This is a genomic window from Qipengyuania pelagi, from assembly GCF_009827295.1.
Classification (GTDB): domain Bacteria; phylum Pseudomonadota; class Alphaproteobacteria; order Sphingomonadales; family Sphingomonadaceae; genus Qipengyuania; species Qipengyuania pelagi.
Window position 1 is genome coordinate 75,848 of sequence record NZ_WTYD01000002.1, and the last position, 21,473, is coordinate 97,320.

Below are 21,473 nucleotides of genomic sequence, written 5' to 3' on the forward strand. Positions count from 1 at the left end.
CGGGCGCTGCGAACCGGTGCGGTGGATCGCTCCCCTCTTTTCTCAAAACAAAGGCGGCGCCGGTCCGAAGACTGGCGCCGCCCGATTGCCTGAACCTGCCGGATCGGCAGGCCGAAAGGCTTACTGCGCGGTGGTGGTGGTGTCCGCACCGGCTTCCACGGCGTCTTCGGCCTGGTCGCCCATTTCGCCCATGGCGTCGGCCTGCGCGTCGAGAGCTTCTTCCTGCGCTTCGTTGCCCTGAGCTTCGGCGAGGTCGGCCTGCTCTTCAAGCACGTCTTCCTGCGCTTCGTACTGCTGCTCGGCCAGGTCTTCCTGCGCTTCCTGCTCGCTTTCGGCGCAACCGCCGAGAGCTGCGAACGCGAAAGCCGAAGCGACGAGAGCGATTTTGTTGAACTTCATGAAAATTCCCCTTTAATCCTGTCGATACTGACAGATGGCGCAAATGTGGCGAAATTAAGATAGCGCGTCAAACGAGAAAACGGCTTTTGCGACGAAGCGTTCGCCATCCGCCCCTATTTCCTGCGGAATGCCATCAGGTTACGGCAGATCGCTCGCTGTATTCGGGTCGCTTCCATTCGCCGGTCTCGAGGATGTCGGCCAATGTTCGCGCGGCTTCGGCCATGTCCTCGAATCGCAGATAGGCGGGCGCGAAGCCGAGCCTCAATATGTCGGGATCGCGGAAATCGCCGACCACGCCCCGCGCGATCAGCGCCTGGCTCAAGGCATAGGCGTTTTCGTGCCGGAAGCTCAGATGGCTGCCGCGCCGGTCCGGGTCGTGGGGGCTGACGAGTTCGAGAGCGATCCCCCGCTCCGACAGGCATTCGCGGAAGAATTCGGACAGCGCCTGCGACTTGGTGAAGAGCCGCTCGACCCCGATTTCGGCGATCAGGTCGACACCGACCTCCAGCGCGGCAAGGGCGAGGATGGGCGGCGTTCCGCATAACAGGCGATCGGTGCCGGGCGCAGGCGCGTAATCGTCGAGGAATTCGAAGGGTCTGGCGTGCCCCATCCACCCGGTCAGCGGCTGGGCGAGCGAGGCATGATGGCGCTCGGCGACATAGGCGAAGGCCGGCGCACCTGGGCCTCCGTTCAGATATTTATAGCCGCAGCCGACCGCAAAATCCGCCTCGCACCCATTGAGATCGACCGGCATGGCGCCGACCGAATGCGACAGGTCCCAGAGCACGAGCGCCCCCTTGTCGTGCGCGGCTCGGGTCAGTTCCGCCATATCGAAGACTGCGCCTGTCTTGTAATGGGTGTGGGTCAGGAGCAGCAGGGCGACGTCTTCGTCCAGCGCTTCCATGATCCGGTCGCGCTCGGCCAGGCGGCGCGTCGCGAGGCCCTGCTTCTCGAGGCCTTCGATCATGTAGAGATCGGTCGGGAAATTGCCCGGCTCGCTCAGCACGGTCTTGCGGCCCGGCTGCATCTTCAAGGCCGCCGCGATCAGCTTGAACAGGTTCACGCTGACCGAATCGCAGGCGATCACCTCATGCGGGGCGGCCCCGATCAGCGGCGCGATCTTGCCGCCGATGCGCTGGGGCATCACGATCCAGTCCGCCGTGTTCCAGCTGCCGATGAGGTCGCGGCCCCATTCCTCGCCCACCACCTCGGCTATGCGCGCAGGCGTGTCCTTGGGCAGGCATCCAAGCGAATTGCCGTCGAGATAGATCGTCTCGGCGGGCAGCGCGAAACGATCGCGATAGGACGCCAGCGGATCGGCGGCATCCAGTTCTCTCGCCCGGTCGATCGTCATGGCAATTCCCTCAGGATCGCGCGGCATAATCCGGCATCGCCGCCCGCGATCTTGAGCGGCAGGGCGGTCAGTTCGTAGCGGCCTTCGGGAACGTCATCGAGGACGAGCCCTTCGAGGATGCGCAGGTCGTGTTCCAGCACGGCGAGATGGGCGGCCATGGTCTTGCTCTCCTCGGGATCGACGCTGGGTGCGTCGGTCCCGATCAGGCGGACACCCTGCAAGGCGAGCCATTCGACCGTTTCCGGCGCGATCGGCAGCCAGTCGCTGCGCCATGTACCATGCGGAAACGTGTCCCAGGTGCGGAACAACACGCGGTCCGCGCTGTCGATATGCGGCAGGTCGCCAATGTCGATTGCGTTGGACACGCCGCGCGCATCCACCACGAGACATTCGCCGAGATAGGGCGACAGGTCCATATCGCCCGCGTCCGATCCATCCGCCGCATAATGCAGCGGCGCGTCGGCATGGGTGCCGGAATGCGTGCTCATCGTCATCCGCGCGACATTGACGGGCGAGCCATCCTCCATCCGCCACGTCCGTTCGAAGCCGAAGGCGGTATCGCCCGGCCAGACCGGCAGGTCGGGCCGCAGGGTCTGGCTGATGTCCCAGATGCGCCGCTGGCTCATATCGCGGTCCTCACGCTCAGGAGTTCGGGGAAGAAGGCCTGTTTGAGGACCCCCGCCAGATAGGGCACGCCGGGCGTGCCGCCCGTGCCCTTCTTGAAGCCGATGATCCGCTCCACCGTCTTGAGATGCCCGAACCGCCAGCGCTGGAAATGATATTCGAGATCGACCAGCTTCTCCGCCAGTTCGTAAAGGTCCCAATACTCCTGGGGGTTGCGATAGATCGTCGCCCAGGCCGCTTCGACGGCGTCGCTGTGGTCCCAGCTGTCGACATGATCGCGGGCCAGCACGCTATCGGGGATGGCGAAGCCGCGCCGCGCAAGCAGGGCGACGACCTCGGCATAGATGCTCGGCCGATCGAGTTCGGCGCGCAGCTGCTTCGCTACCTCGGGCACCGCCTCGTGCATGGTCACCATGTCGGGATTGCGACCGCCCAGCAGGAATTCCATCATCCGGTACTGCGCACTCTGAAACCCGCTCGATCCGCCGAGATGCGGGCGGACGGTCGAATAATCGTGCGGCGTCATCGTGCTCAGCACGTCCCAGCTCTGGATCAGCTGACCCTGGGCGCGGGCCACACGGGCGAGCATCTTGAAGGCCGGGCGCAGATCGTCCGCGATCACGCATTCGCGCGCCTCGTGCAATTCATGCAGGCACAGCTTCAGCCACAATTCGCTCGCCTGGTGGACGATGATGAACAGCATCTCGTCATGCGCGCCCGACACGGGATGCTGCGCCGCGAGAATGCGATCGAGATCGAGATAGGAGGAATAGGTTACGTCTTGCGCCATGTCCCCTCGCCTAGCGGGCGCGGACCTAGCGGTCGAGAGTGCGCGCCGCCGGATGGTGCTTGTCGAGATGCTTGCGGATGATTTTGAGGTTCTTCGTATTCGAGCGGAAAGCGAGGTCGAACGCGTCGCCCACCAGCGGGATCGCACCGATCAGAGTGTCGACCGCGATATTGCCGCCCATGCGCCACAGCTTCCATTTCGGCATACCGAGATTCTTGCCCTCCCACACGATATAGGAGGCCATCGCAGCGGTGATCAGATCGCCCACCACGGGGATCAGACCGACGATCGCATCGAGCCCGATGGGATAGTTCGTGCCCGGAAGGCGGAAGCTACGCTCGAGAATCTGTTCGAGCGCTTCGACCCGGCGGCGGATCGAGACCGGATCGTTGCCGGTGGGCAGATCGATCCCCAGAGGCCGGAGGCGCTCCGCTCCCGGCGGCGTGTCGGAGGGATCGGGCCGATAGGGAACCGGACGCCGGGGCGCCGCACCGTCGAGAGGTCTGTCGTCGCTCGTCATACGCCGGCCTAGATGGGGGCGCCGGAAAGCGGGAACAAGGGATGGAGGCCCCAGGGGTTGTCGGCAAAGCCGGTCACTCCGCCGCGCACCATCGACCAGCGAATCGGCGGGCCGAAGGGGATATAGACCGAGAGCGCAACCAGCGCCGCTTCCGCCTCGGCGAGATAGCTGGCCTGTTCAGCGGCACTCGGTGCGTCGCGCGCCAGTTCGAGGAGGAAGTCGACGTCTTCGGAACAGACCGCACGGCTGACGGTGCAGTCGAACTGGTTGAGGAACCATTGCGCGCCGCCATAGCGGGCGATGCGCTCGCGAAAGGCGAGGTCGGGCGCATCGTCCATCGCGACCCGCACGCTGGCGACGCCGATCGCGGCGAATTGCGATTCGATGGCTGAGAAGAGCAGGTCCGCGCCAGGACCCCGGGGCATACCGATGCGTAGGGTGACCTGCCCGCCCTCACCCGAACCGGCATAGGCCGCAACGCGCGAGGCCGCTTCGGCACGGCGCTGGTCGAGACCGAGCGTGCTCCATGAAGGCGTGCCCGCATCGATGATCTCGGCTGCGGTCTGCGACGGCAGCGCCAGCGGCACGATACGCTCGCTCGGCGTCCATCCCCCGACACCGAAGGCCTCGATCAGGCCGGGCCGGTCGATCGCCATGATCAGCGCCTCGCGGTTCTCAGCCGTGGCAAGGAAGCCGGTGCGGGTGCGGATGTCGAGGCCGAACAGGCCCGCCACGCCGTCGAGGCGGATTGTCCCGCGCGACAGCGGCCCCACCTCGGCAAGGGGAAAATCGACGATGCTGCCGCCCAGCACCACATCATAGGCCCCGCGCGAAAATCCCTCGACCGCGGCGGCGGCATCGGTGGCGACCAGACGCACTGGCTCCACACCCTCGTCCCAGTCGGGCTGGCTCGGCAGGCCGCGCAGTTCGGGCGGCATGGCGGCGAGATAGATCCCCTCCAGCGGCTCGCTATCCCCACCCTCGTCGGGATCGACGATCCGCATCGGCCCGAGCGGGGCATCACCCACCGCGAGGCCGAGTTCGGGCTGCGCCAGCAATTGCAGCAGCTCCGGCATCGGTCCGTCGAGCCGGATTTCGACGACGCGCCCGGTCATCGCGCGGATATCGCGCACGCGTTCGAGATCGAGGCCGAGCGAGGTCCCTTCGAGCCGCGCCACGGTCCGCCGCAGCGAATCGCGCACCGCCTGAGCGGTCAGCCGCCCGCCGCCCGGCAGATCGAATTCGCGAATGCGGAAGATATAGCTCGCCCCGTCATCGGTGACGATCCAGCGTTCCGCGATTCCCGGCACGACCAGGCCGGTCGCATCCAGCCGCACCAGGCCTTGCGCGGTGGCGGCACGCAGATGCTGGGCGGCGAAGGGCAGGCGAAGGCCGGGCGTGCGCATCCCCTCGTCCGAGCCGACGATCGCGACATCGACCACCCCATCGTCTCGCGCCGGGCCGCAGGCGGCGAGCGCGAGGCTGATGACCGCCGCGAAAAGGGCGTGGCGAGCGAAAGGGCTTAAAGGGAAAAGGCGGCGACGGGCGATCATGAAGGGAGCGGCGCTGATAGCACCGCAACGCGATAGCCGGAAGACGAAGCCTTGGCCGGGTTTCACGCCAAACCCGCGACCGCAGGGGTCAGAGGCGGCGCTTGCCGATCTGCGGATCGGTGAAGGCGGGGGCGGTGCGGATATGAGCAGGCACGGTCGATTCGCTTACGCCGATCCGCGCGCGCACCTGCTTGGGATCGATCTCCTTGTCGAAGGCGATACCGATGCGGCTGTCCTGCACCCAGGCGACCGTCCCGGTGACGTGCCCGACATGGCGCAGATCGACCACCAGGCGCATCCCGCGTTCGACCGTGAAATCGCCATCGGCCATCATGCCGCCCGCCGACAGGTTGCGCACCTTGGCCCGGACCGGATGAGTGCTGCCATCGACAGTGATGTCGGCCATCAGAAACAGGCTGTCCCGGCTGACATTCCGTGTGTCGACTGCAGACATGGCAGATAATCTTCCTCTTGGCGCTTCGCTCCCCGTGCTAGGAGCAAACTCTCAACAAATGGTAAGCCGCGGCTTTGGCTTGCCGTAAACGATCAGTCGTCGCGCGAGATCTTTTCGCGGCGCTCATGCGCTTCCTGCGCCTCCACCGTCATCGTGGCCACGGGCCGGGCGATCAGGCGGCGCAAGCCGATCGGATCGCCGGTCTTCTCGCAATAGCCGTATTCGCCCGCATCGATCCGGCGCAGCGCGCTGTCGATCTTGGCGATCAGCTTGCGCTGGCGGTCGCGCGTGCGCAGCTCGATACCCCAATCGGTTTCGCTGGAGGCACGGTCGTTGAGATCGGCCTCGCGCAGGGGGCCGTCCTGAAGGGATTGCAGCGTGTTCTCCGCCGCGTCATGAATGGATTTCTTCCATTCGAGCAACAACATACGGAAATAGTCGAGCTGCTGCTCGCCCATATACTCCTCGTCATCGCTCGGGACATAATCATCGCCGACGGATCGCTTGATCCTGGCGAGCTTTTCCTGATCCACAGCTAAAGTGGCGACCATCGGCACCTCTATCCTACCCTGACGGGCGGACCACCACCATCCGCGAAACCCGGCCCATTCCGCGAGCCCTCTCCGGCTCCCGGCCCCGGCCCCCCGAAAGCGAGGTCCGTCGGGCGCGGCCTATAGGGCGGCGCCGGATTCGGCACAAGCGGCAATCCCCGCCATTCCGGTACGGCTTCGGGCGGACCGGCCCGCTCCGCTTTATCTGCGCTTTGAATTGCAAGAAGAGCATTAACCCTTTGTTGACTATAATCCCGCAGATTGGGGATGCCCGGCAATAGGGTTGCCGGCATAAACAGGGGGAAGAGCCATGCACTTCACTTCGATCGACGGCGGACAGGGCGCCGTTCTCCAGGGGCCGGAAGCGGATGCGCTGGTGGCCGAATGCCTCGCCGCGTTTTCCGGTGGCAGTCTCGATGCTATCTACGATCTCGGCGTCGCCTTCTCGACCGCCAGCCACGGATGCGAATGCGACCTCGTGGAGGCGCATAAATGGTTCAACATCGCCGCATCGCGCGGGCATGTGGAAGCCTCGCTCTGCCGCGCCGACATCTCCGAGGAAATGACCGCGCGCGAAATCGCCGAGGCCCAGCGCCGGGCGCGCGAATGGCTCGCGATCGAGCGCCGCGCGGCCTGATTTCAGCCTGAACCTTAGGGGTTTCGGCCCTACCCTTTCCTGAAGGGCGTCAGCTCTTCCAGATGCATCTTCTCGACGGCGACGCCCTGGCGTTCGCGTTCGAGGAAATCCTCCACCGCCGCCGAAAAGCCGGGATCCGCGATCCAGTGTGCGGAGACGGTCTCGACCGGTTCATAGCCGCGCGCCAGCTTGTGGCCGCCTTGCGCGCCCGCCTCCACACGAGCGAGGCCGAGTTCGATCGCCGCGTCGATCGCCTGGTAATAGCACAGCTCGAAATGCAGGAAGCGCACGTCGCGCGTGCAGCCCCAATAGCGGCCATACAAGGCTTCCGGGCCGATGAAATTGAGCGCGCCTGCAATCGGCTCGTCGCCATCGAAGGCGAGGATCAGCAGCAGCGCGTCGCCCATCCGCTCGGAAAACAGATCGAAGGCTTCGCGGGTCAGATAGGGCGATCCCCATTTGCGCGCGCCGGTGTCCTGATAGAATATCCAGAACGCATCCCAGTGTTCGGGCCGGATCGCGTCACCGCGCAGCCGCTCGATCCGCACCTCGGCCTGCGCCGCTGCGCGCTCTTTCCTCAGCGCGCGGCGCTTGCGCGAGGCGAGTTCGCCCAGGAAACCGTCGAAATCCTCGTAACCGCGATTGCGCCAGTGATACTGGATATCGCGCCGGGTCATCCAGCCGGCCCGTTCGAACAGATCGACCTGCCCGGCTTCGATGAAAGTCGCATGGGCGGACGAGAAATGGTTCTGCGCGCATAATTGCTCGGCAGCCGAGAGCAGCGGACGCGCGAGGCTTTCGTCCGACAGCAGCAGGCGCGGCCCGGTTGCAGGGGTGAAGGGCGCGGCGATCTGCAATTTGGGGTAATACTGCCCGCCCGCGCGCTCATAGGCGTCGGCCCAGGCGTGATCGAAGACGTATTCGCCTTGGCTGTGGCCCTTGAGATAGGCGGGGAGCGCGGCGCGCAAATGGCCACCATGATCTTCGATCACGATCGGCGCGCTCTGCCAGCCGGTGCCCGGACCCACGCTGCCCGAATCCTCGAGCGCGGTCAGGAAGGCGTGGCTGACGAAGGGATTGCCGCCCGCCAGCGCGTCCCATTCAGCTTGCGGGAACGCCCCGACCGATCCGCCAATTTTGGCGACCAGATCGCTCATGCCGCGCGGGGCTCTTCGTCCAGCGAGGGGAAGCCATTGCCTTCCGCGATCGCCGCATCGGCGTGTTCGGCGGCGCGCTCCGCCTTGTGGGGCGTGTCGACCGTCCAGCTCGGCAGCGGAAATCCTCTCGCGCGCAGATCGGTTGCGAAGCGATTGGGGAGAGCGCGGATGTCGTAGGCGACGAAATCCGGCCGCGCGGTCCAGAAGGCGAGATGCCGCTGCCAGCGATGCGGCGTCGAACCGTCCTCGGTTTCCTTCATCACCAATCCGACCAGCGTGCGCGGCGTATGGGCGCGGAACCAGCGCGCCACGCGCGGATCGAAGCTCATCACGGCATGGGGGCCGGAATAGCCCTCCAGCGCGGTGCGCACTGCGCGGCAGGTCTTGGCGACGTTGTAGCGGGCGCGCGACTTGATCTCGATCAGGATCGGCACCTGGCCCGCGACCAGTTCGAGAAGGTCGGACAGGCGCGCGATCCGGTGTTCGCTGTCGAGATAGGCGATCTGCGCCAGTTCCTCGGCGGAATGCGCGGCGATCGGCCCGGTCATGCCCGTCAGCCGCTCCAGCTCCCAATCGTGCAGCAGCATCGCCTCGCCATCGCGGCTGCGCTGGATGTCGCATTCGATCCCGTATCCCGCCGCGATCGCGCCCGCGAAGGCGGCGAGCGAGTTTTCGGGCACGCCGGGCTTGTGCAGCCCGCGATGGGCATAGGTCCCCTGCCCGATCCACGCCACGCGGGCCGGATCGGGCGCGCGGGTCAGCAGCCGGTCAAGCGCCCGAAAGAGCAAGGATCGCGTCCACTTCGACCGCAGCGTTCAGCGGCAGGACGGGCACGCCGACCGCGCTGCGGGCGTGCTTGCCCTTGTCGCCGAAGACTTCCGCCATCAGGTCGGATGCGCCGTTCACCACCTTGGGCTGGTCGGTGAAATCGGGCACGCTGGCAACGAAGCCGCCCAGCTTGACCACCCGCTCGACGCGTTCGAGCAGGTCGTGCGCTTCGAGCTGCGCCAAGATCATCAGCCCGCAGGCGCGCGCCGCCTGCTGGCCGCGTTCGAGGCCGACATCCGCGCCGAGCTTCCCCGTCACCAGTTCGCCGTCGATGAAAGGCAATTGCCCGGAGAGATAGCACCAGTTCCCCTCCACCACGAGCGGCTGGTAGCTCGCCACGGGGGCAGCGGCCTTGGGCAGGGTGATGCCGAGTTCCTTCAGGCGATTTGCGATTGTCATGCGGGTTCCTTTTCAAGTTGATCCTTCAGCCAGGGCAAGGCGCTGGCCCAGTCGTCGATCCGGGCATCGGCGTGCCCGGCTGTGTGCGCGCAGGCGATATGCGGCGCGATCAGCGGCTCACCGACGAGATGCAAGGTCGTGATGTCCTTGCCGAAAGTCTCGCGCGCGGATTGGTGGTGCTGGGGCAGATCGTCGATGAAGATGGTGCGGCTCGGCTGGTATTCGTCGACGATGCGGCGCAGCGCCGGGCCCTTGGGGCCCTGATTGGTGAAAACCCGCGCATCGAGCCCGTGGGCGAGCAATTGCGCCTTGCGACGGTCCTGCCTTTTGTCGAGCAGATTGGTGAGGATCACCACGTCCGCGTCTTTCGACAGTGTGTCGATCGCATCGAGCGCGCCTTCGATCGGCTGCTGGCTGTCCATCTCGGTATCGAAGAACCCGTTGAGCAGCGCCCAGACCTCTTCCTGCGCGACCACGTCGCCGGTTTCGCGGCGAGTCAGGGCATTGCCGAAGTCGCCGTCCATGGCGAAATCGATATCATGTTCCTCGCCCAGCCAGTCGCGGAAATGGGCGACCATGTGCAGCAGCACCTCGTCGCAATCGGAGATGATCAGGGGGCGGCTCATGAATTCAAAACTCGTGCAGCGTGGATCAGCGCCTCAGGCTCGGTTTGGAGCGCTTCGGCGCAGGCGATCAGATCGGGTTCGTGGTTGGCGAGGAAATCGAGCACCGCGCCCAACACGCGCGGATCGCCGAGGCCGGTGCGCAATTCGTCCGCCGTCAGCCCGGTCAGGTCGAGCAGGCGTTCCGCGCGGCGCGAATCCCCGAGCGCCCAGCCGAGCGCTGCAAGGGCGAGCGCGCTGGCGCGGTCCTCGGGCGTCGCGCCATCAGAAGGACCGGCAGCGGGGGAAGGCGAATTGCGAAGAATTGTCAGTCTCCGGGGAAGTCTCTAGGGGCGGCAGCGGATAGGAGCTCAGCCGTGGCCAAGCGGATAATGGTTGTCGAGGACAACGATCTCAACCGGAAACTCTTCTGCGACGTGCTGAAAGTGAACGGGCACGAAGTGGTGCCGGTCGCCGACGGGCAGAACGTGCTCTCGACGGCGGCGAAGTTCCAGCCCGACCTTGTGATCATGGATATCCAGCTTCCCAACGTCTCCGGCGTCGAGCTGATCGCGGGACTGAAGGCCGATGCGCGGCTCGCCAAGACGCCGATCCTCGCCGTGACCGCCTATGCCGGCAAGGGCGACGAGGAGCGCATCCGCGATGCGGGCGCCAGCGACTATCTCTCCAAGCCGGTCTCGATCGGCCCGTTCATGGCGGCGGTCCGCAGTCTGCTGGGCGAGTGATCGGCGGGTGATCCACCTGCCAACAATTTCAACCATTTGCCGTGGCGCACCATGCGAGCGCGCTTGACAAGTCCCGCAGCCTTGCGCTTGTCCCGCCGCCAACCGACGCGACCCTTCGCGCCCTCTTATCGAACTGGACCTTTTTCATGGACCGCGCCGAAATCGACACCCGCATCCGCACGCTGATCGAACCCTTCAACAAGAAGGGCGTGACGATCACCGACGACACGACATTCGCCAACGATCTCGAATTCGACAGCCTGACGGTGATGGATTTCGTCGCCGCGATCGAGGACGAATTCGACATCATCATCTCGATGAACCAGCAGGCCGAGATCGAGACCTATGGCCAGCTGGTCGATGCGGTCCACAAGCTTCAGGCAGAGCGGGGCTGAGCGGATCATGAGCGAAGGCATCGCCCAGCCCGACCGTCCGCAGGAGCCAGATGGCGGCGAGACGGACCTGTTCTCCAAATTCGACGACATCATCGCGATGCGCGAGGGATTGCTGTCGCAGGGGCGCGAGGATCCGTTCAACCTCGTCATGGAGCAGGTCCTCTCCCCCACCCGCGCGATCTGCAACGGGCGCGAGACGATCCTGCTCGGCACCTATAATTACATGGGCATGACCTTCGATCCCGACGTGATCGAGGCGGGCAAGCAGGCGCTCGCCGATTTCGGGTCGGGCACCACTGGCAGCCGCGTGCTCAACGGCACCTATCAGGGCCACAAGGAGTGCGAGGACGCGCTGCGCGAATTTTACGGGATGGACCACGCCATGGTCTTTTCCACCGGATACCAGGCCAATCTCGGCATCATCAGCACGATCGCGGGCAAGGGCGATTACGTCGTGCTCGACATCGATTCCCATGCCAGCATCTGGGACGGCTGCGCGATGGGCAAGGCCGAGATCGTGCCTTTCAAGCACAACGATATCGAGGCGATGGAAAAGCGCATGAAGCGCATTCCCGAAGGCGCGGGCATCCTCGTTGTGCTCGAAGGCGTCTATTCGATGCTGGGCGACACCGCCCCGCTCAAGGAGATGATCCGCATCGCCAAGGAACACGGCGCGATGGTCCTCGTCGACGAGGCGCATTCGATGGGCTTCATCGGCGAGAACGGGCGTGGCGTGGCCGAGGATCAGGGCGTGCTCGACAAGGTCGATTTCGTGATCGGCACCTTCTCGAAGAGCGTGGGCACGGTGGGCGGCTTCTGCGTCTCCAACCACCCCAAGTTCGAGATCATGCGGCTGGTCTGCCGACCCTATGTCTTCACCGCATCGCTTCCGCCCAGCGTGGTCGCCACCGCGGCGACCTCGATCCGCAAGCTCATGCACGGATCGAACAAGCGCGCGCATCTCTGGGAAAATTCGCGCACCCTCCACAAGGGCCTGCGCGATCTCGGCTTTGAGCTGGGCACCGAGGAGCCCGAAAGCGCGATCATCGCGGTCATCATGCCCGATCTGGAACAGGGCGCCGCGATGTGGGAGGCGCTGATCGAGAACGGCCTCTACGTAAACCTCGCCCGCCCGCCCGCGACGCCCGCCAACATGACCCTGCTGCGCTGCTCGCTCTGCGCCGAACATTCGGGCGAGGAGGTCGAGCAGATCCTCGCGATCTTCGAGAAGGCGGGCAAGGCGGTCGGGATCATCTGAGCCGTCTTCCGCGCAGAAGAGGCGCGGAAAAGCCACGGAACTGCGCGCTTTGCCGATCGTCTGATCTCCTGAACAAGGAGATTTTTATGACCATCGTCAAATCCGGCAGTGCGAAATACGAAGGCCTCGGCAAATCGGGCAAGGGCCATGTGTCGAGCGAGTCGGGCGCGCTGTCCGACCAGCCCTATGGCTTCAACACCCGCTTCGAAGACGGCGCGGGCACCAATCCCGAAGAACTGATCGCGGCGGCCCATGCCAGCTGCTTCACCATGGCGCTGGCCTTCAAGCTGGCCGATGCCGGGCACGAAGACGGCACGCTGGAAACCGAGGCGAAAGTCAGTCTCGAAAAGGATAGCGACGGGTTCAGCGTGACCAAGTCGGCCCTGCATCTCAAAGGCAATGTGCCCGGCCTCGATCAGGCCAAATTCGAGGAGCTGGCCGCCGAAGCCAAGAAGGGCTGCCCGATCTCCAAGCTTTTGACCTGCGAGATTACGTTGGAGACTGAATTCACCGGCTGAGGTCGCTTGAACCTTCGATTGTGGGCGGATCGGCGGTAAGCCATCCGCCCACGACGACCGCCAGCAACGTCCCCACGATCTGCGCGGCGATAAAGCCCAAGACGTCCGCTGGAGCGATCCCGGCGAAAGTGTCGCTGAGACTTCGCACCAGGGTGATCGCGGGATTGGCGAAGCTCGTCGACGAGGTGAACCAGTAGGCCGCGGCGATATACAACGCCACGCTCGCCGGGACCGAGGCGGGCAGTCGGCGCAGCGTGACCAGGATCGTGAAAACGAGACCGAAGCTGGCGATCGCTTCGCCCGCGAGTTGTCCGATCCCCGTTCGCGCTTTGGTCGAGACTTGCAGGATCGGCAGGTCGAACATCAGATGGACGGCGAACGCACCAAGTAAGCCGCCGATCAGTTGGACGGCCACATAAGGCAGCGCGTCCTTCCAGCGGAATTCTCGCCGGAGCGCAAAGGCCAGCGTCACCGCAGGATTGAAATGCGCGCCCGAATAGGGGCCGAGCATGGCGATCAGCACATAAAGGATCGCCCCCGTCGCGATCGTGTTGGCGAGCAGCGCGATGGCAACGTTCCCGCCGCTAAGCATCTCCGCCATGACGCCCGAACCGAGCACGCCCGCGAAGAGGAAGAAGCTCCCGATCGCTTCGGCCGCGAGCCGCCTTTTAAGGTCAGGCTCGAACGGCTCGGCGCTCAAAGCCCCAGGCTCTCATAGGTCGCTCCGGAGCAGGCGTCCGCCGGATCTTCCTTGCCGCTGCCGACCATGGTCAGCAGCAAAACGCCGCCCACGACCAGCGCGACGAAAGCGATCGTGACCAGACCGAGATATTCGTCGATGAAGCGCTTGATCGGGGCGCCGAACACGCGGAATAGCACGCCGACGGTGAAGAAGATCATCCCCCGCCCGACGATGCTGGCGAGCACGAAGGTTACGAGGTTCATGCCGACGAAGCCCGAGGCGATCGTCAGCAGTTTGAACGGCACCGGCGTCGCGCCCGCGATCAGGATCGCCTCGAAATCGAATTCGCGCAGGTAACAGGCCGCGACCGGGAAGCTGTCGGTCATCCCCAGCAGCGCGATCAATTGCGCGCCCACGCTGTCCCACAACCCCCAGCCGATCGCATAGCCGAGCAGGCCGCCCGCGACCGAGGACAGGGTGGCCACGGTGCCGAAACGGATCGCCTTTTTCGGTTCGGCGAGGCACATCAGCCCCAGCAGCGGGTGGGGCGGAACGGGAAAGAAGCTCGCCTCCATGAAGCAGAACAGCGCCAGCCACCACACGGCGTGGGGATGCGCGGCCTTGTCCATGGTCCATTCGTAGAGACCGCGCAGGGGCTTCATCAGCATGGGACTATCATCCGGGAAAGCGAGCGTTCGCGCGCCTGTAAAGGAACCGTGCCATGGCGGCAAGCGCGGGCAAATTAACCTATATGGTGTTTTATCCTTGACATCGTGACGTTCTCCGGTTAGAGAAACGGAACATCGCGATAGTGTGATTCGCCCCGCACCGGCTCTGCCCCACGAGGCATGGCGACAGGCGGGCGATCAGGCGAAGGAAGGGCGGGCCGGAAACGGCGCTGCCCTTTTTCGTGCCTCGCTTTCGCATGACTTTCGGGACGGAATCTATGGCAGGCAAGCGCTCAAAGACCGGCGCGCCGAGGAACTGGCGCGACCGGTTCATCGCCGCGCTGGGCGAGACATCGAATATCAGCGCCGCGGCGGACGCGGCGCAGATCAGCCTCAGCTGGGTCTACAAGACCAGGCGCGAGGATGCGGAGTTCGCCCGGCGCTGGTTCGAGGCGCTGTGCGAGGGATACGACAATCTCGAAATGCAGCTGCTCGAACATCTCCGCAACGGGGAGACCGCAGGTTCGAAAGCCGCGAAACGCAAATTCGACACGGCGGGCGCTCTGCGATGCCTGACCGCCCATCGCGAGGCGGTGGCGCGCGAGAAGGGGCGCCGCACGCTGGCGGGCGAGGTCACCACGATCGCCGCGATCAACGCCAAGATCGATGCCCTGCGCGCCCAGAGGAAGGCGGGCGACAGGGCGATCGCCAAGGCGCGGGCCGAGGCTCGCAAGGCTGCGAAGGCGCTGAAAGCCGGATCGGACCGGACGGAGGATCGCGATGGCGCGGCCTAGGCGCGAATTGTCGCGCGGATCGTGGCTGCGGCGCATGGATGCGAGCGGCGCGGCGGATCGCGAGACTCTCGCCGCCCAGCTCGCCCCGCACGAACTCGCCGCTCTGGGCAGCTATTACTGGGAAGGCTGGGCGCGCGACGAGCAATTGCCTCCGCAGGACCGGGCCAGCGAGATCTGGCGCACCTGGCTGATCTGCGCCGGGCGCGGCTTCGGCAAGACCCGCGCGGGCGCGGAATGGATCAGGGACGTGGCGCGCAATGACGGCGCGGCGCGCATCGCGCTGATCGGGGCGAGCCTCGCCGAGGTCCGCTCCGTCATGGTCGAGGGCGATAGCGGCATTCTTGCCGCCGCGCCCGGCGCGCTCGCCCCCGTTTTCGAGCCGAGCCTGAAACGGCTGACCTGGGAGAACGGGGCGCAGGCCTTCCTCTATTCGGCCGCCGAACCGGAGAGCCTGCGCGGCCCCCAGCACAGCCATGCCTGGTGCGACGAGATCGCCAAATGGGATAATGCGAGCGAGCGCGCCATGACGAGCTGGAACAATCTCCAATTGACCATGCGCCTCGGCAAGACACCGCGCGTCCTCGCCACCACGACCCCGCGCAACGCGCCGCTGATGCGCCTGCTGCTCGCCGATGCCAAGCGCGGCAAGGTGGTGGTGGCGCGCGGGAAGACGGTCGACAATCGCGAGATCCTGCCCGCCGACTATTTCGCCAGCATGATCGAACAGTTTTCGCAAAGCGGTTTTGGGCGGCAGGAACTGGACGGCGAGATGGTCGAGGCCAGCGAAGGCGCGTTGTGGAACCGCGCGCTGATCGAGACCTGCCGCGAAAGCGCGCCTTCGGCGGCGCTCACCCGCATCGTGATCGGCGTCGATCCACCCGCCTCGGCAAAGGGCGATGCCTGCGGGATCGTTGTCTGCGCGATGGGCAGTGACGGGATCGCCCGCGTGCTCGCCGACATGTCGGTGGAACGCGCCAGCCCCGAACGCTGGGCCCGCGCGGTCGCCCGCGCCGCCGAACACTGGAGCGCCGACCGCGTGATCGCCGAAGCCAATCAGGGCGGCGCGATGGTCGAAAGCGTCCTGCGCGCGGCGGATGTCTCGCTGCCGATCACGCTGGTCCATGCGAGCCGGGGCAAGGCCGCCCGCGCCGAACCCGTCGCCGCGCTCTACGAACGGGGCCGCGTGCGCCATGTCGGCCTGTTCGCGAAACTGGAGGACCAGATGTGCGGGCTATTGGCAGGCGGCGCCTACGAAGGCCCCGGCCGCTCCCCCGACCGCGCCGACGCACTGGTCTGGGCGCTGACGGAGCTGGCGTTGAAGAAGGGCGGAGGTGAGCCGCGGGTGCGATGCGTCATGTGAAGGAGCAGGTGTAATAGTCGCCCCAGAGCCAGCGGCAGCTCACCAGATCGCCGCCGAAAATCTTGGTGATGCGATCGGGAGCATGAAACCGCCCCTGCTCGTCGAAACCGTCGGCCAGCATGACCTCGCCGCTCGGATCATGAACGATGCCGGACCAGTTATCGAGGAACCCGCCCGGATTGAATGCGACGCGTACCGGCGGTCCGGGGTCGACGCTGAAAGTTATCCCGTACCGTTCGGCAAACCACTCCGAGCGTGGGGAAGCGCTGTATTCCGCGACGATCGCTTCATATCGGTTATGTTCCAGCGCGAGGCGGGAGAGATCGCCAAGCCATCCGGCTGCCCAAGCCGCCGGAAGAAACGAGACGATAGCGGTCACGGCCATGGCGGGCCCGAGGGCGAGCCCGAAACCCATGAGGAGGCGGGTGTCGTATTTGCGGCACCGGCTCACTGCTTCGAAGATCAAAACGCCGCAGCCGACAACAACGATCAACAGCACGATCGGGACCGCGATCAGGAAAAGCAGAAACTCGTTCCCGCTGCTCCAAGACGACACGAACCCAGCGAAGAGCGCGATTGCGACGCATACGGCCAGGAGCCTCAGTGCGAGGATGCTCTGCGACCGAAAAGGCTCGCTGGATGGCAATCGAAATTCAATCATGCGGCCTCGCGAAAAATGGTCGGCGTTCCCTGCGCCGCCGCCCGGGCGGGGTCATGAGCAAAAGCTGAGCATACCCTGATCTCTTGCGGTCCGCGTCGCGATCGTCGGGCGCGGGGCCATAATCCGAAAGGTCGATTCCATGTCCTTCCTCACCACCCTCGTCTCCGCCTTCAAGGGCGGGGGCGATGTTCGCGTGCCTGTCTCAGGGAGCTTCGTCGCGCCCTGGAGCACGGTGTTCGACACCTCCCCCTCCCGCCCCGGCTTCGACTACCCCACCGCCATCCGCGAGGCCTATCTTGCCAATCCGGTGGCGCAGCGCAGCGTCAGGATCGTGGCGGAGGGGATCGGCGGCGCGCCGCTGTCCTGCGACACGCCCGCGCTCGAACGCCTCGTCCAATGCGCCTGCGGGTCGCAGCCCCTGCTGGAGACGGTCGCCGCGCAGCTGCTTCTGCATGGCAATGCCTATCTCCAGGTGGTGAAGGATGCGGCGGGCGATCCGATCGATCTCCATCCGTTGAGGCCCGAGCGGGTCGAGGTGGTGGCGGGCGCGGATGGCTGGCCCGCGCTCTATCGCTACCGCGTCGGCGAACAGGCGATCGACCTCGCCCTGGCCGATGCTGACGGGTGGCCCGAAATCGTTCATCTGAAGGGCTTCCACCCCGCCGACGATCATTACGGCGCGGGCTGCCTCGCCGCCGCGCACGGCGCGGTCGCGGTGCACAATGCGGCGAGCGAGTGGAACCGCGCGCTGCTGATGAACGCCGCGCGGCCTTCGGGCGCGCTCGTCTATGACACCGGCGATGGCGCGGGCCTCACAGCCGATCAGTTCGAACGGCTTAAGGCCGAACTCGCGCAGGCCTTTCAGGGCGCGGGCAATGCCGGGCGGCCGATGCTGCTCGAAGGGGGCCTGAGCTGGCAGAGCATGTCGCTGAGCCCGGCGGATATGGATTTCGCGGCCCTGAAGGCGGGCGCGGCGCGCGACATCGCGCTCGCCTTCGGTGTGCCGCCTATGCTGCTCGGGCTTCCCGGCGACAACACCTATTCCAATTACCGCGAGGCCAATCGCGCGCTGTGGCGCCTGACTTTGCTGCCGCTGGCGAAGCGCGTGCTCGACGGCCTCGTCCAGGGGTTGGAGCCGTGGTTCAGCAGCGCGAGCCTGCGCGTCGATCTCGACCGCGAGACCTACTCATGACCGCACAGAAAGGCGCCGCCTTCCTTCTCAAGATCGGCGATGGCGCGCCCACGCCCGCCTATGAAACCGTCGCAGGGCTGCGCACGACACAGATGAGCGTCAATGGCGACACCGTGGTCGTTACGCACAAGGGCTCGGGCGGCTGGCGCGAATTGCTGTCGGGGGCGGGCACGCGCTCGGTCTCGGTTTCGGCGAGCGGAATCTTCCTCGGCTCGGATGCCGAGGCGCGGGTGCGCACCCATGCCCTTGCCGGAACGCTCGACCAGTACGAATTGAGCTTCGAGGACGGCGCGAAGATGCGCGGGCAATTCCTCGTCCAGCGGCTCGATTATTCGGGCGATTTCAACGGCGAGCGAACCTATGCGATGCAGCTGGAAAGCAGCGGTGCGGTGGTGCCGTCGTGACCCGCGCTCAAGCAGCCGAAGGCGGTAGCGCGAACCAACTACGCGGCGAGGCTTCGATACCCGTTCTAGGTCGCGCCTGCCTCCTGCGCCCGAGTTTCGACGCGCTGGTGCGGGCCGAAGAGGAACTCGGCCCGCTGTTCGCACTGGTCGAACGCGCGGGCGAGGGCCAGCTCAAGCTCGCCGAGATCGCGGCGCTGTTCTGGCACTGCCTCGCCGATCGCGCCGTGCCGCGCGAACAGGTCGGCGAAGCGGTGCTGGCGCTCGGCCTTGCCCGCTGCACGGCGCCGCTGCGCGTCCTCTTCAGCCAGATCCTGAAGGGCACCGGGTGACGCGCTTTTCCGAGACGGCGCTGCGCCTCTCCGGGCTCGCAGCGCGGGCACTGGGATGGACGCCGCCAGTGTTCTGGGCCGCGACGCCCGCGGAACTCGCCGCCTGCATCGACGCCCAACCCGGCGTTGCCGCCCCGCCCGACCGCGAAGAGATCGCGGCCATGATCGAAAGGGATCGCCATGGATGACGAGTTGGCCCCGCTATTGGTCGAAATTCGCGCCGACACCGCCGGGTTCGCCAGCGATGTCGCGCGGATGCGGGCGAGCTTCGACGGGCAATTGCTCGATGGCTTCGCCCGTGCGGGCGACGTGCTCGAACGCGGATTGCTGTCCGCGATCCGCAAGGGGAGGCGGAAATCCTGCTGCTCGCCTTCACGCCGACCGTTCTCGATCCCGAAATGCCCGAATTGAAGCGGGTGAACCTGCCCGTCGGCTGGGCCCATCCTGCCTTCGACCGGCTACAACTGGAAGATTACGACTGGCTGACCGATGGCGCCACCGCCGCGCGGCGAGCGGGTTATGCTCTGGTGCAGGCGCGGCTCGGCTATCCGCTGGAGAACCAGGATTACCTGTCGGGCTTCGTCCTGCTGGCCGAGAATGCTGATCTCTACTGGCGGCGGATCGACCGGGGCCTCGACGAGGCGCGCGAGCGCGGCGTTCCCCGCCGCTATGTCTGGGCGCTGCCGCAGGTCGCGCGCGACGGATACACGCAGCTGCCGCGACCCGAGGACAATGAGGAGAACCCCATGACGCCATTCGACGATGTCGCCTACCCGCTCGCGCTGGGCCGGGACGCTTCGGTCAGCCCGGAATTCTCGACCTCGGTCGCCCTCACCGCGTCGGGGCACGAGCGCCGCAATGCCCTGTGGTCCGATGCGCGGCTGCGCTTCGATGTCGGGCCGGGAATCCGCTCGGAAGAGGAACTCGGCACGCTGATCGCCTTCTTCCGTGCCCGCCACGGCCCGGCGCGCGGGTTCCGCCTGCGCGATCCGTTCGATTTCAGCTCGCGCGCGATGACGGGCACACCCACCGCCTTCGATCAAATCATCGCCACGGGCGACGGCCTCGCGTCCGAATTCGCGCTGATCAAGACCTATGACGAGCAGGTCCGCCGCATCACGCGCCCGGTCGCCGGTTCGATCCTCGTCAGCGTCGATGGGGTTCCGACGAGCGATTGGACGCTGGGCCAAAACGGCATGATCCTTCTCGACACCGCACCTTTGGTGGGTGCAATCGTCCGGGCGGGCTTCCTGTTCGACGTGCCGGTGCGCTTCGCGGAGGATCGGATCGACGTATCCGGCCTCAATTTCGCTGCCGGGGAAGCGCCGTCGATCCCGTTGGTCGAATTGCGGGAGGAAACCTTTGCATGACCCGCATTTTCTTCGATCGCCCGCTCGATACCGTGGCGACATTCTGGCGGGTGCACCGCCGCGATGGCGTCGCGCTCGCTTTCACCACGCATGACCGGGATATCTGGGCGGACGGCCTGCTCCATCGGGCCGGGCCAGGCATGGTCCCGTCCGCGATCCGCCGCACGGTCGATTTCTCCGACGATGCCGCCGAGATCGAAGGCGCGCTGTCGCATGGTATGATCACGGAAAGCGATCTGGCCAGCGGTCGCTATGACGGGGCGCGCGTGGCAGTGGGCGCGATCGATTGGGAAACGGGGGCGGCCGAGATCCTCTATCGCGGCACGATCGAAAGCGTCGGGCGCGAGAGCGGCAGTTTCACCGCTCGCCTGCGTTCGGCGAAAGCCGTTCTGGCGCGCGACACCATCCCGCGCACCAGTCCGGGATGCCGCGCCCGCTTCTGCGATCGCGGCTGCACTCTGTCGCCCGCGCGTTTCACCCACCGCGCCATCGCCACCGCGATCGACCGCGATGCGGACCGCGTCAGCTTCGCGGTTGCGGACCCCACCCGCTTCGCCGAGGGAGAAGTGCGATGGGTCGACGGACCGCAGACCGGCCTTTCGGCGACCGTGATCGCCGTAGACGGGGATGGGTTGGTGCTCGACCGCGCAATCGATCCCGGCACGGTGCCCGGCCATCGCGCGATCCTGCGCGAGGGATGCGATCACACCATCGCGACCTGCGCCGCCCGCTTCGCCAACGCCGTCAATTTCCAGGGCGAGCCGCATCTGCCGGGCAATGATCTGCTGACGCACTATCCGATGCCGCGATGAACCGGCGAGAACGCTTTGCCGAGGCGGCGGAAACCCTTGTCGGAGTGCCCTTCCGCCTCTTCGGTCGCGATAGCCGATACGGGCTCGACTGCGTGGGTCTGGTGGCGGCGGCGCTCGCCCGCAGCGGCGCAATCGTTTCGGCACCGACAGGATATGCCCTGCGCAATGCCGACATCGCCCCCTTCCTTCCCTTCGCGGCGCAAGCCGGACTGACGCCTTGCGAGGGCAGGGCTCAGCGGGGTGACGTCCTTCTTTTGAGGCCCGGGCCCGCCCAGCATCACCTCGCGATCGCGGTCGGACCCGACACGATCGTCCATGCCCATGCCGGTCTGCGCCGGGTCGTCCTGCAACCCCTTCTCACCGAACCCGGCTCCGGCTCGCCGATCCTGCGCGCCTGGCAGCTTCCACTGGAGTAG

At 66.0% G+C, this 21,473-nt stretch carries 30 protein-coding genes and 1 pseudogene; 15 read left to right on the plus strand and 16 right to left on the minus strand.

Annotation, left to right across the window (positions count from 1 at the left end):
* Positions 1 to 120: 120 nt before the first annotated feature.
* From GRI47_RS11105 to dksA, 8 genes are all read right to left on the minus strand, one after another.
* Positions 121 to 399 carry a hypothetical protein gene (locus GRI47_RS11105; RefSeq protein WP_160661457.1) on the minus strand — a complete coding sequence of 93 codons (279 nt, stop codon included), beginning with the start codon at positions 397 to 399 and terminating at the stop codon, positions 121 to 123.
* 133 nt (positions 400 to 532) lie between these two features.
* Positions 533 to 1,753: a kynureninase gene (kynU, locus tag GRI47_RS11110; RefSeq protein WP_160661458.1), complete on the minus strand. Its 1,221-nt coding sequence runs from the start codon at positions 1,751 to 1,753 to the stop codon at positions 533 to 535.
* Positions 1,750 to 2,379, minus strand: coding sequence for an arylformamidase (gene kynB, locus GRI47_RS11115; RefSeq protein WP_160661459.1), 630 nt, complete (start codon positions 2,377 to 2,379; stop codon positions 1,750 to 1,752). The genes kynU and kynB overlap by 4 nt, the downstream gene beginning before the upstream one ends.
* Positions 2,376 to 3,167: a tryptophan 2,3-dioxygenase gene (locus GRI47_RS11120; protein ID WP_160661460.1), complete on the minus strand. Its 792-nt coding sequence runs from the start codon at positions 3,165 to 3,167 to the stop codon at positions 2,376 to 2,378. The genes kynB and GRI47_RS11120 overlap by 4 nt, the downstream gene beginning before the upstream one ends.
* Before the next feature lie 25 nt (positions 3,168 to 3,192).
* Positions 3,193 to 3,687 carry a DUF4112 domain-containing protein gene (locus GRI47_RS11125; RefSeq protein WP_160661461.1) on the minus strand — a complete coding sequence of 165 codons (495 nt, stop codon included), beginning with the start codon at positions 3,685 to 3,687 and terminating at the stop codon, positions 3,193 to 3,195.
* 8 nt (positions 3,688 to 3,695) lie between these two features.
* A complete protein-coding gene (locus GRI47_RS11130) occupies positions 3,696 to 5,240 on the minus strand; it encodes an ABC transporter substrate-binding protein (RefSeq protein WP_160661462.1) in 1,545 nt (514 codons plus the stop codon).
* A gap of 88 nt (positions 5,241 to 5,328) precedes the next feature.
* Positions 5,329 to 5,694 (minus strand): PilZ domain-containing protein, encoded by a 366-nt coding sequence (locus GRI47_RS11135; RefSeq protein WP_160661463.1) that lies wholly within the window; start codon positions 5,692 to 5,694, stop codon positions 5,329 to 5,331.
* A gap of 92 nt (positions 5,695 to 5,786) precedes the next feature.
* On the minus strand, positions 5,787 to 6,245 hold the full coding sequence (gene dksA / locus GRI47_RS11140) for an RNA polymerase-binding protein DksA (protein WP_160661464.1): 459 nt from the start codon (positions 6,243 to 6,245) through the stop codon (positions 5,787 to 5,789).
* Between the two features lie 310 nt (positions 6,246 to 6,555).
* Here dksA and GRI47_RS11145 point away from each other — a divergent pair, with 310 nt between their 5' ends.
* Positions 6,556 to 6,882, plus strand: coding sequence for an SEL1-like repeat protein (locus GRI47_RS11145; protein ID WP_160661465.1), 327 nt, complete (start codon positions 6,556 to 6,558; stop codon positions 6,880 to 6,882).
* A gap of 29 nt (positions 6,883 to 6,911) precedes the next feature.
* On the opposite strand, the gene GRI47_RS11150 is transcribed toward GRI47_RS11145, so the two are convergent.
* The 5 genes from GRI47_RS11150 to GRI47_RS11170 are packed head-to-tail and all read right to left on the minus strand — an operon-like array spanning position 6,912 to position 10,194.
* On the minus strand, positions 6,912 to 8,039 hold the full coding sequence (locus GRI47_RS11150; RefSeq protein ID WP_160661466.1) for a GNAT family N-acetyltransferase: 1,128 nt from the start codon (positions 8,037 to 8,039) through the stop codon (positions 6,912 to 6,914).
* Entirely contained in the window at positions 8,036 to 8,827 is a 792-nt protein-coding gene (locus tag GRI47_RS11155) for a glycerophosphodiester phosphodiesterase family protein (protein ID WP_160661467.1), read from the minus strand. Before GRI47_RS11155 ends, GRI47_RS11150 begins: the two co-directional genes overlap by 4 nt.
* Positions 8,808 to 9,266, minus strand: a complete 459-nt coding sequence (locus GRI47_RS11160; protein ID WP_160661468.1) for a RidA family protein — start codon at positions 9,264 to 9,266, stop codon at positions 8,808 to 8,810. Before GRI47_RS11160 ends, GRI47_RS11155 begins: the two co-directional genes overlap by 20 nt.
* Positions 9,263 to 9,892 (minus strand): HAD family hydrolase, encoded by a 630-nt coding sequence (locus GRI47_RS11165; RefSeq protein ID WP_160661469.1) that lies wholly within the window; start codon positions 9,890 to 9,892, stop codon positions 9,263 to 9,265. Before GRI47_RS11165 ends, GRI47_RS11160 begins: the two co-directional genes overlap by 4 nt.
* Positions 9,889 to 10,194: a DUF3572 family protein gene (locus tag GRI47_RS11170; protein WP_160661847.1), complete on the minus strand. Its 306-nt coding sequence runs from the start codon at positions 10,192 to 10,194 to the stop codon at positions 9,889 to 9,891. Before GRI47_RS11170 ends, GRI47_RS11165 begins: the two co-directional genes overlap by 4 nt.
* Positions 10,195 to 10,245: 51 nt before the next feature.
* Between GRI47_RS11170 and GRI47_RS11175 the strand changes: the two genes are divergently transcribed.
* From GRI47_RS11175 to GRI47_RS11190, 4 genes are all read left to right on the plus strand, one after another.
* Entirely contained in the window at positions 10,246 to 10,614 is a 369-nt protein-coding gene (locus tag GRI47_RS11175) for a response regulator (RefSeq protein ID WP_160661470.1), read from the plus strand.
* Positions 10,615 to 10,760: 146 nt separating this feature from the next.
* The gene (locus GRI47_RS11180; protein ID WP_160661471.1) at positions 10,761 to 11,009 is read left to right on the plus strand and encodes an acyl carrier protein; all 249 of its coding nucleotides are present in this window, start codon (positions 10,761 to 10,763) and stop codon (positions 11,007 to 11,009) included.
* A gap of 7 nt (positions 11,010 to 11,016) precedes the next feature.
* A complete protein-coding gene (gene spt, locus GRI47_RS11185) occupies positions 11,017 to 12,267 on the plus strand; it encodes a serine palmitoyltransferase (protein WP_160661472.1) in 1,251 nt (416 codons plus the stop codon).
* A gap of 86 nt (positions 12,268 to 12,353) precedes the next feature.
* The gene (locus GRI47_RS11190; protein WP_160661473.1) at positions 12,354 to 12,785 is read left to right on the plus strand and encodes an OsmC family protein; all 432 of its coding nucleotides are present in this window, start codon (positions 12,354 to 12,356) and stop codon (positions 12,783 to 12,785) included.
* Here GRI47_RS11190 and GRI47_RS11195 read toward each other — a convergent pair.
* Entirely contained in the window at positions 12,775 to 13,485 is a 711-nt protein-coding gene (locus tag GRI47_RS11195) for an MIP/aquaporin family protein (protein ID WP_160661474.1), read from the minus strand. The genes GRI47_RS11190 and GRI47_RS11195 overlap by 11 nt on opposite strands.
* The gene (locus GRI47_RS11200; RefSeq protein ID WP_160661475.1) at positions 13,482 to 14,135 is read right to left on the minus strand and encodes a YqaA family protein; all 654 of its coding nucleotides are present in this window, start codon (positions 14,133 to 14,135) and stop codon (positions 13,482 to 13,484) included. The genes GRI47_RS11195 and GRI47_RS11200 overlap by 4 nt, the downstream gene beginning before the upstream one ends.
* Before the next feature lie 278 nt (positions 14,136 to 14,413).
* Here GRI47_RS11200 and GRI47_RS11205 point away from each other — a divergent pair, with 278 nt between their 5' ends.
* The gene (locus GRI47_RS11205; RefSeq protein WP_160661476.1) at positions 14,414 to 14,929 is read left to right on the plus strand and encodes a hypothetical protein; all 516 of its coding nucleotides are present in this window, start codon (positions 14,414 to 14,416) and stop codon (positions 14,927 to 14,929) included.
* Positions 14,916 to 16,289, plus strand: coding sequence for a DNA-packaging protein (locus tag GRI47_RS11210; RefSeq protein WP_160661477.1), 1,374 nt, complete (start codon positions 14,916 to 14,918; stop codon positions 16,287 to 16,289). Before GRI47_RS11205 ends, GRI47_RS11210 begins: the two co-directional genes overlap by 14 nt.
* On the opposite strand, the gene GRI47_RS11215 is transcribed toward GRI47_RS11210, so the two are convergent.
* A complete protein-coding gene (locus tag GRI47_RS11215; protein ID WP_337190688.1) occupies positions 16,282 to 16,788 on the minus strand; it encodes a hypothetical protein in 507 nt (168 codons plus the stop codon). The two genes, GRI47_RS11210 and GRI47_RS11215, sit on opposite strands and share 8 nt — an antisense overlap.
* 301 nt (positions 16,789 to 17,089) lie before the next feature.
* Here GRI47_RS11215 and GRI47_RS11220 point away from each other — a divergent pair, with 301 nt between their 5' ends.
* From GRI47_RS11220 to GRI47_RS11255, 8 genes and pseudogenes are all read left to right on the plus strand, one after another.
* A complete protein-coding gene (locus GRI47_RS11220; RefSeq protein WP_160661478.1) occupies positions 17,090 to 18,142 on the plus strand; it encodes a phage portal protein in 1,053 nt (350 codons plus the stop codon).
* Positions 18,139 to 18,546: a phage major tail protein, TP901-1 family gene (locus GRI47_RS11225; RefSeq protein ID WP_160661479.1), complete on the plus strand. Its 408-nt coding sequence runs from the start codon at positions 18,139 to 18,141 to the stop codon at positions 18,544 to 18,546. The genes GRI47_RS11220 and GRI47_RS11225 overlap by 4 nt, the downstream gene beginning before the upstream one ends.
* Entirely contained in the window at positions 18,543 to 18,875 is a 333-nt protein-coding gene (locus GRI47_RS11230) for a GTA-gp10 family protein (RefSeq protein WP_160661480.1), read from the plus strand. Before GRI47_RS11225 ends, GRI47_RS11230 begins: the two co-directional genes overlap by 4 nt.
* Positions 18,872 to 19,063, plus strand: a complete 192-nt coding sequence (locus GRI47_RS11235; protein WP_160661481.1) for a phage tail assembly chaperone — start codon at positions 18,872 to 18,874, stop codon at positions 19,061 to 19,063. Before GRI47_RS11230 ends, GRI47_RS11235 begins: the two co-directional genes overlap by 4 nt.
* A complete protein-coding gene (locus GRI47_RS11240; protein ID WP_160661482.1) occupies positions 19,056 to 19,286 on the plus strand; it encodes a hypothetical protein in 231 nt (76 codons plus the stop codon). The genes GRI47_RS11235 and GRI47_RS11240 overlap by 8 nt, the downstream gene beginning before the upstream one ends.
* Positions 19,220 to 20,245 (plus strand): annotated as a pseudogene (locus tag GRI47_RS11245) (DUF2460 domain-containing protein); the annotation flags it as partial. The gene GRI47_RS11240 and the pseudogene GRI47_RS11245, both read left to right, overlap by 67 nt.
* A complete protein-coding gene (locus GRI47_RS11250; protein ID WP_160661484.1) occupies positions 20,242 to 21,057 on the plus strand; it encodes a DUF2163 domain-containing protein in 816 nt (271 codons plus the stop codon). The pseudogene GRI47_RS11245 and the gene GRI47_RS11250, both read left to right, overlap by 4 nt.
* Positions 21,054 to 21,473: an NlpC/P60 family protein gene (locus GRI47_RS11255; RefSeq protein ID WP_160661485.1), complete on the plus strand. Its 420-nt coding sequence runs from the start codon at positions 21,054 to 21,056 to the stop codon at positions 21,471 to 21,473. The genes GRI47_RS11250 and GRI47_RS11255 overlap by 4 nt, the downstream gene beginning before the upstream one ends.

Coding starts and splice junctions, on each gene's coding strand:
- kynU (WP_160661458.1), bottom strand. CDS start 1,753: ATGACGATCGACCGGGCGAGAGAACTGGATGCCGCCGATCCGCTGGCG.
- GRI47_RS11180 (WP_160661471.1), top strand. CDS start 10,761: ATGGACCGCGCCGAAATCGACACCCGCATCCGCACGCTGATCGAACCC.
- GRI47_RS11240 (WP_160661482.1), top strand. CDS start 19,056: ATGGATGACGAGTTGGCCCCGCTATTGGTCGAAATTCGCGCCGACACC.
- GRI47_RS11225 (WP_160661479.1), top strand. CDS start 18,139: ATGACCGCACAGAAAGGCGCCGCCTTCCTTCTCAAGATCGGCGATGGC.
- GRI47_RS11125 (WP_160661461.1), bottom strand. CDS start 3,687: ATGACGAGCGACGACAGACCTCTCGACGGTGCGGCGCCCCGGCGTCCG.
- GRI47_RS11130 (WP_160661462.1), bottom strand. CDS start 5,240: ATGATCGCCCGTCGCCGCCTTTTCCCTTTAAGCCCTTTCGCTCGCCAC.
- spt (WP_160661472.1), top strand. CDS start 11,017: ATGAGCGAAGGCATCGCCCAGCCCGACCGTCCGCAGGAGCCAGATGGC.
- GRI47_RS11105 (WP_160661457.1), bottom strand. CDS start 399: ATGAAGTTCAACAAAATCGCTCTCGTCGCTTCGGCTTTCGCGTTCGCA.
- GRI47_RS11165 (WP_160661469.1), bottom strand. CDS start 9,892: ATGAGCCGCCCCCTGATCATCTCCGATTGCGACGAGGTGCTGCTGCAC.
- GRI47_RS11220 (WP_160661478.1), top strand. CDS start 17,090: ATGTCCTTCCTCACCACCCTCGTCTCCGCCTTCAAGGGCGGGGGCGAT.
- GRI47_RS11210 (WP_160661477.1), top strand. CDS start 14,916: ATGGCGCGGCCTAGGCGCGAATTGTCGCGCGGATCGTGGCTGCGGCGC.
- dksA (WP_160661464.1), bottom strand. CDS start 6,245: ATGGTCGCCACTTTAGCTGTGGATCAGGAAAAGCTCGCCAGGATCAAG.
- GRI47_RS11205 (WP_160661476.1), top strand. CDS start 14,414: ATGGCAGGCAAGCGCTCAAAGACCGGCGCGCCGAGGAACTGGCGCGAC.
- kynB (WP_160661459.1), bottom strand. CDS start 2,379: ATGAGCCAGCGGCGCATCTGGGACATCAGCCAGACCCTGCGGCCCGAC.
- GRI47_RS11190 (WP_160661473.1), top strand. CDS start 12,354: ATGACCATCGTCAAATCCGGCAGTGCGAAATACGAAGGCCTCGGCAAA.
- GRI47_RS11135 (WP_160661463.1), bottom strand. CDS start 5,694: ATGTCTGCAGTCGACACACGGAATGTCAGCCGGGACAGCCTGTTTCTG.
- GRI47_RS11255 (WP_160661485.1), top strand. CDS start 21,054: ATGAACCGGCGAGAACGCTTTGCCGAGGCGGCGGAAACCCTTGTCGGA.
- GRI47_RS11160 (WP_160661468.1), bottom strand. CDS start 9,266: ATGACAATCGCAAATCGCCTGAAGGAACTCGGCATCACCCTGCCCAAG.
- GRI47_RS11150 (WP_160661466.1), bottom strand. CDS start 8,039: ATGAGCGATCTGGTCGCCAAAATTGGCGGATCGGTCGGGGCGTTCCCG.
- GRI47_RS11145 (WP_160661465.1), top strand. CDS start 6,556: ATGCACTTCACTTCGATCGACGGCGGACAGGGCGCCGTTCTCCAGGGG.
- GRI47_RS11120 (WP_160661460.1), bottom strand. CDS start 3,167: ATGGCGCAAGACGTAACCTATTCCTCCTATCTCGATCTCGATCGCATT.
- GRI47_RS11200 (WP_160661475.1), bottom strand. CDS start 14,135: ATGCTGATGAAGCCCCTGCGCGGTCTCTACGAATGGACCATGGACAAG.
- GRI47_RS11250 (WP_160661484.1), top strand. CDS start 20,242: ATGACCCGCATTTTCTTCGATCGCCCGCTCGATACCGTGGCGACATTC.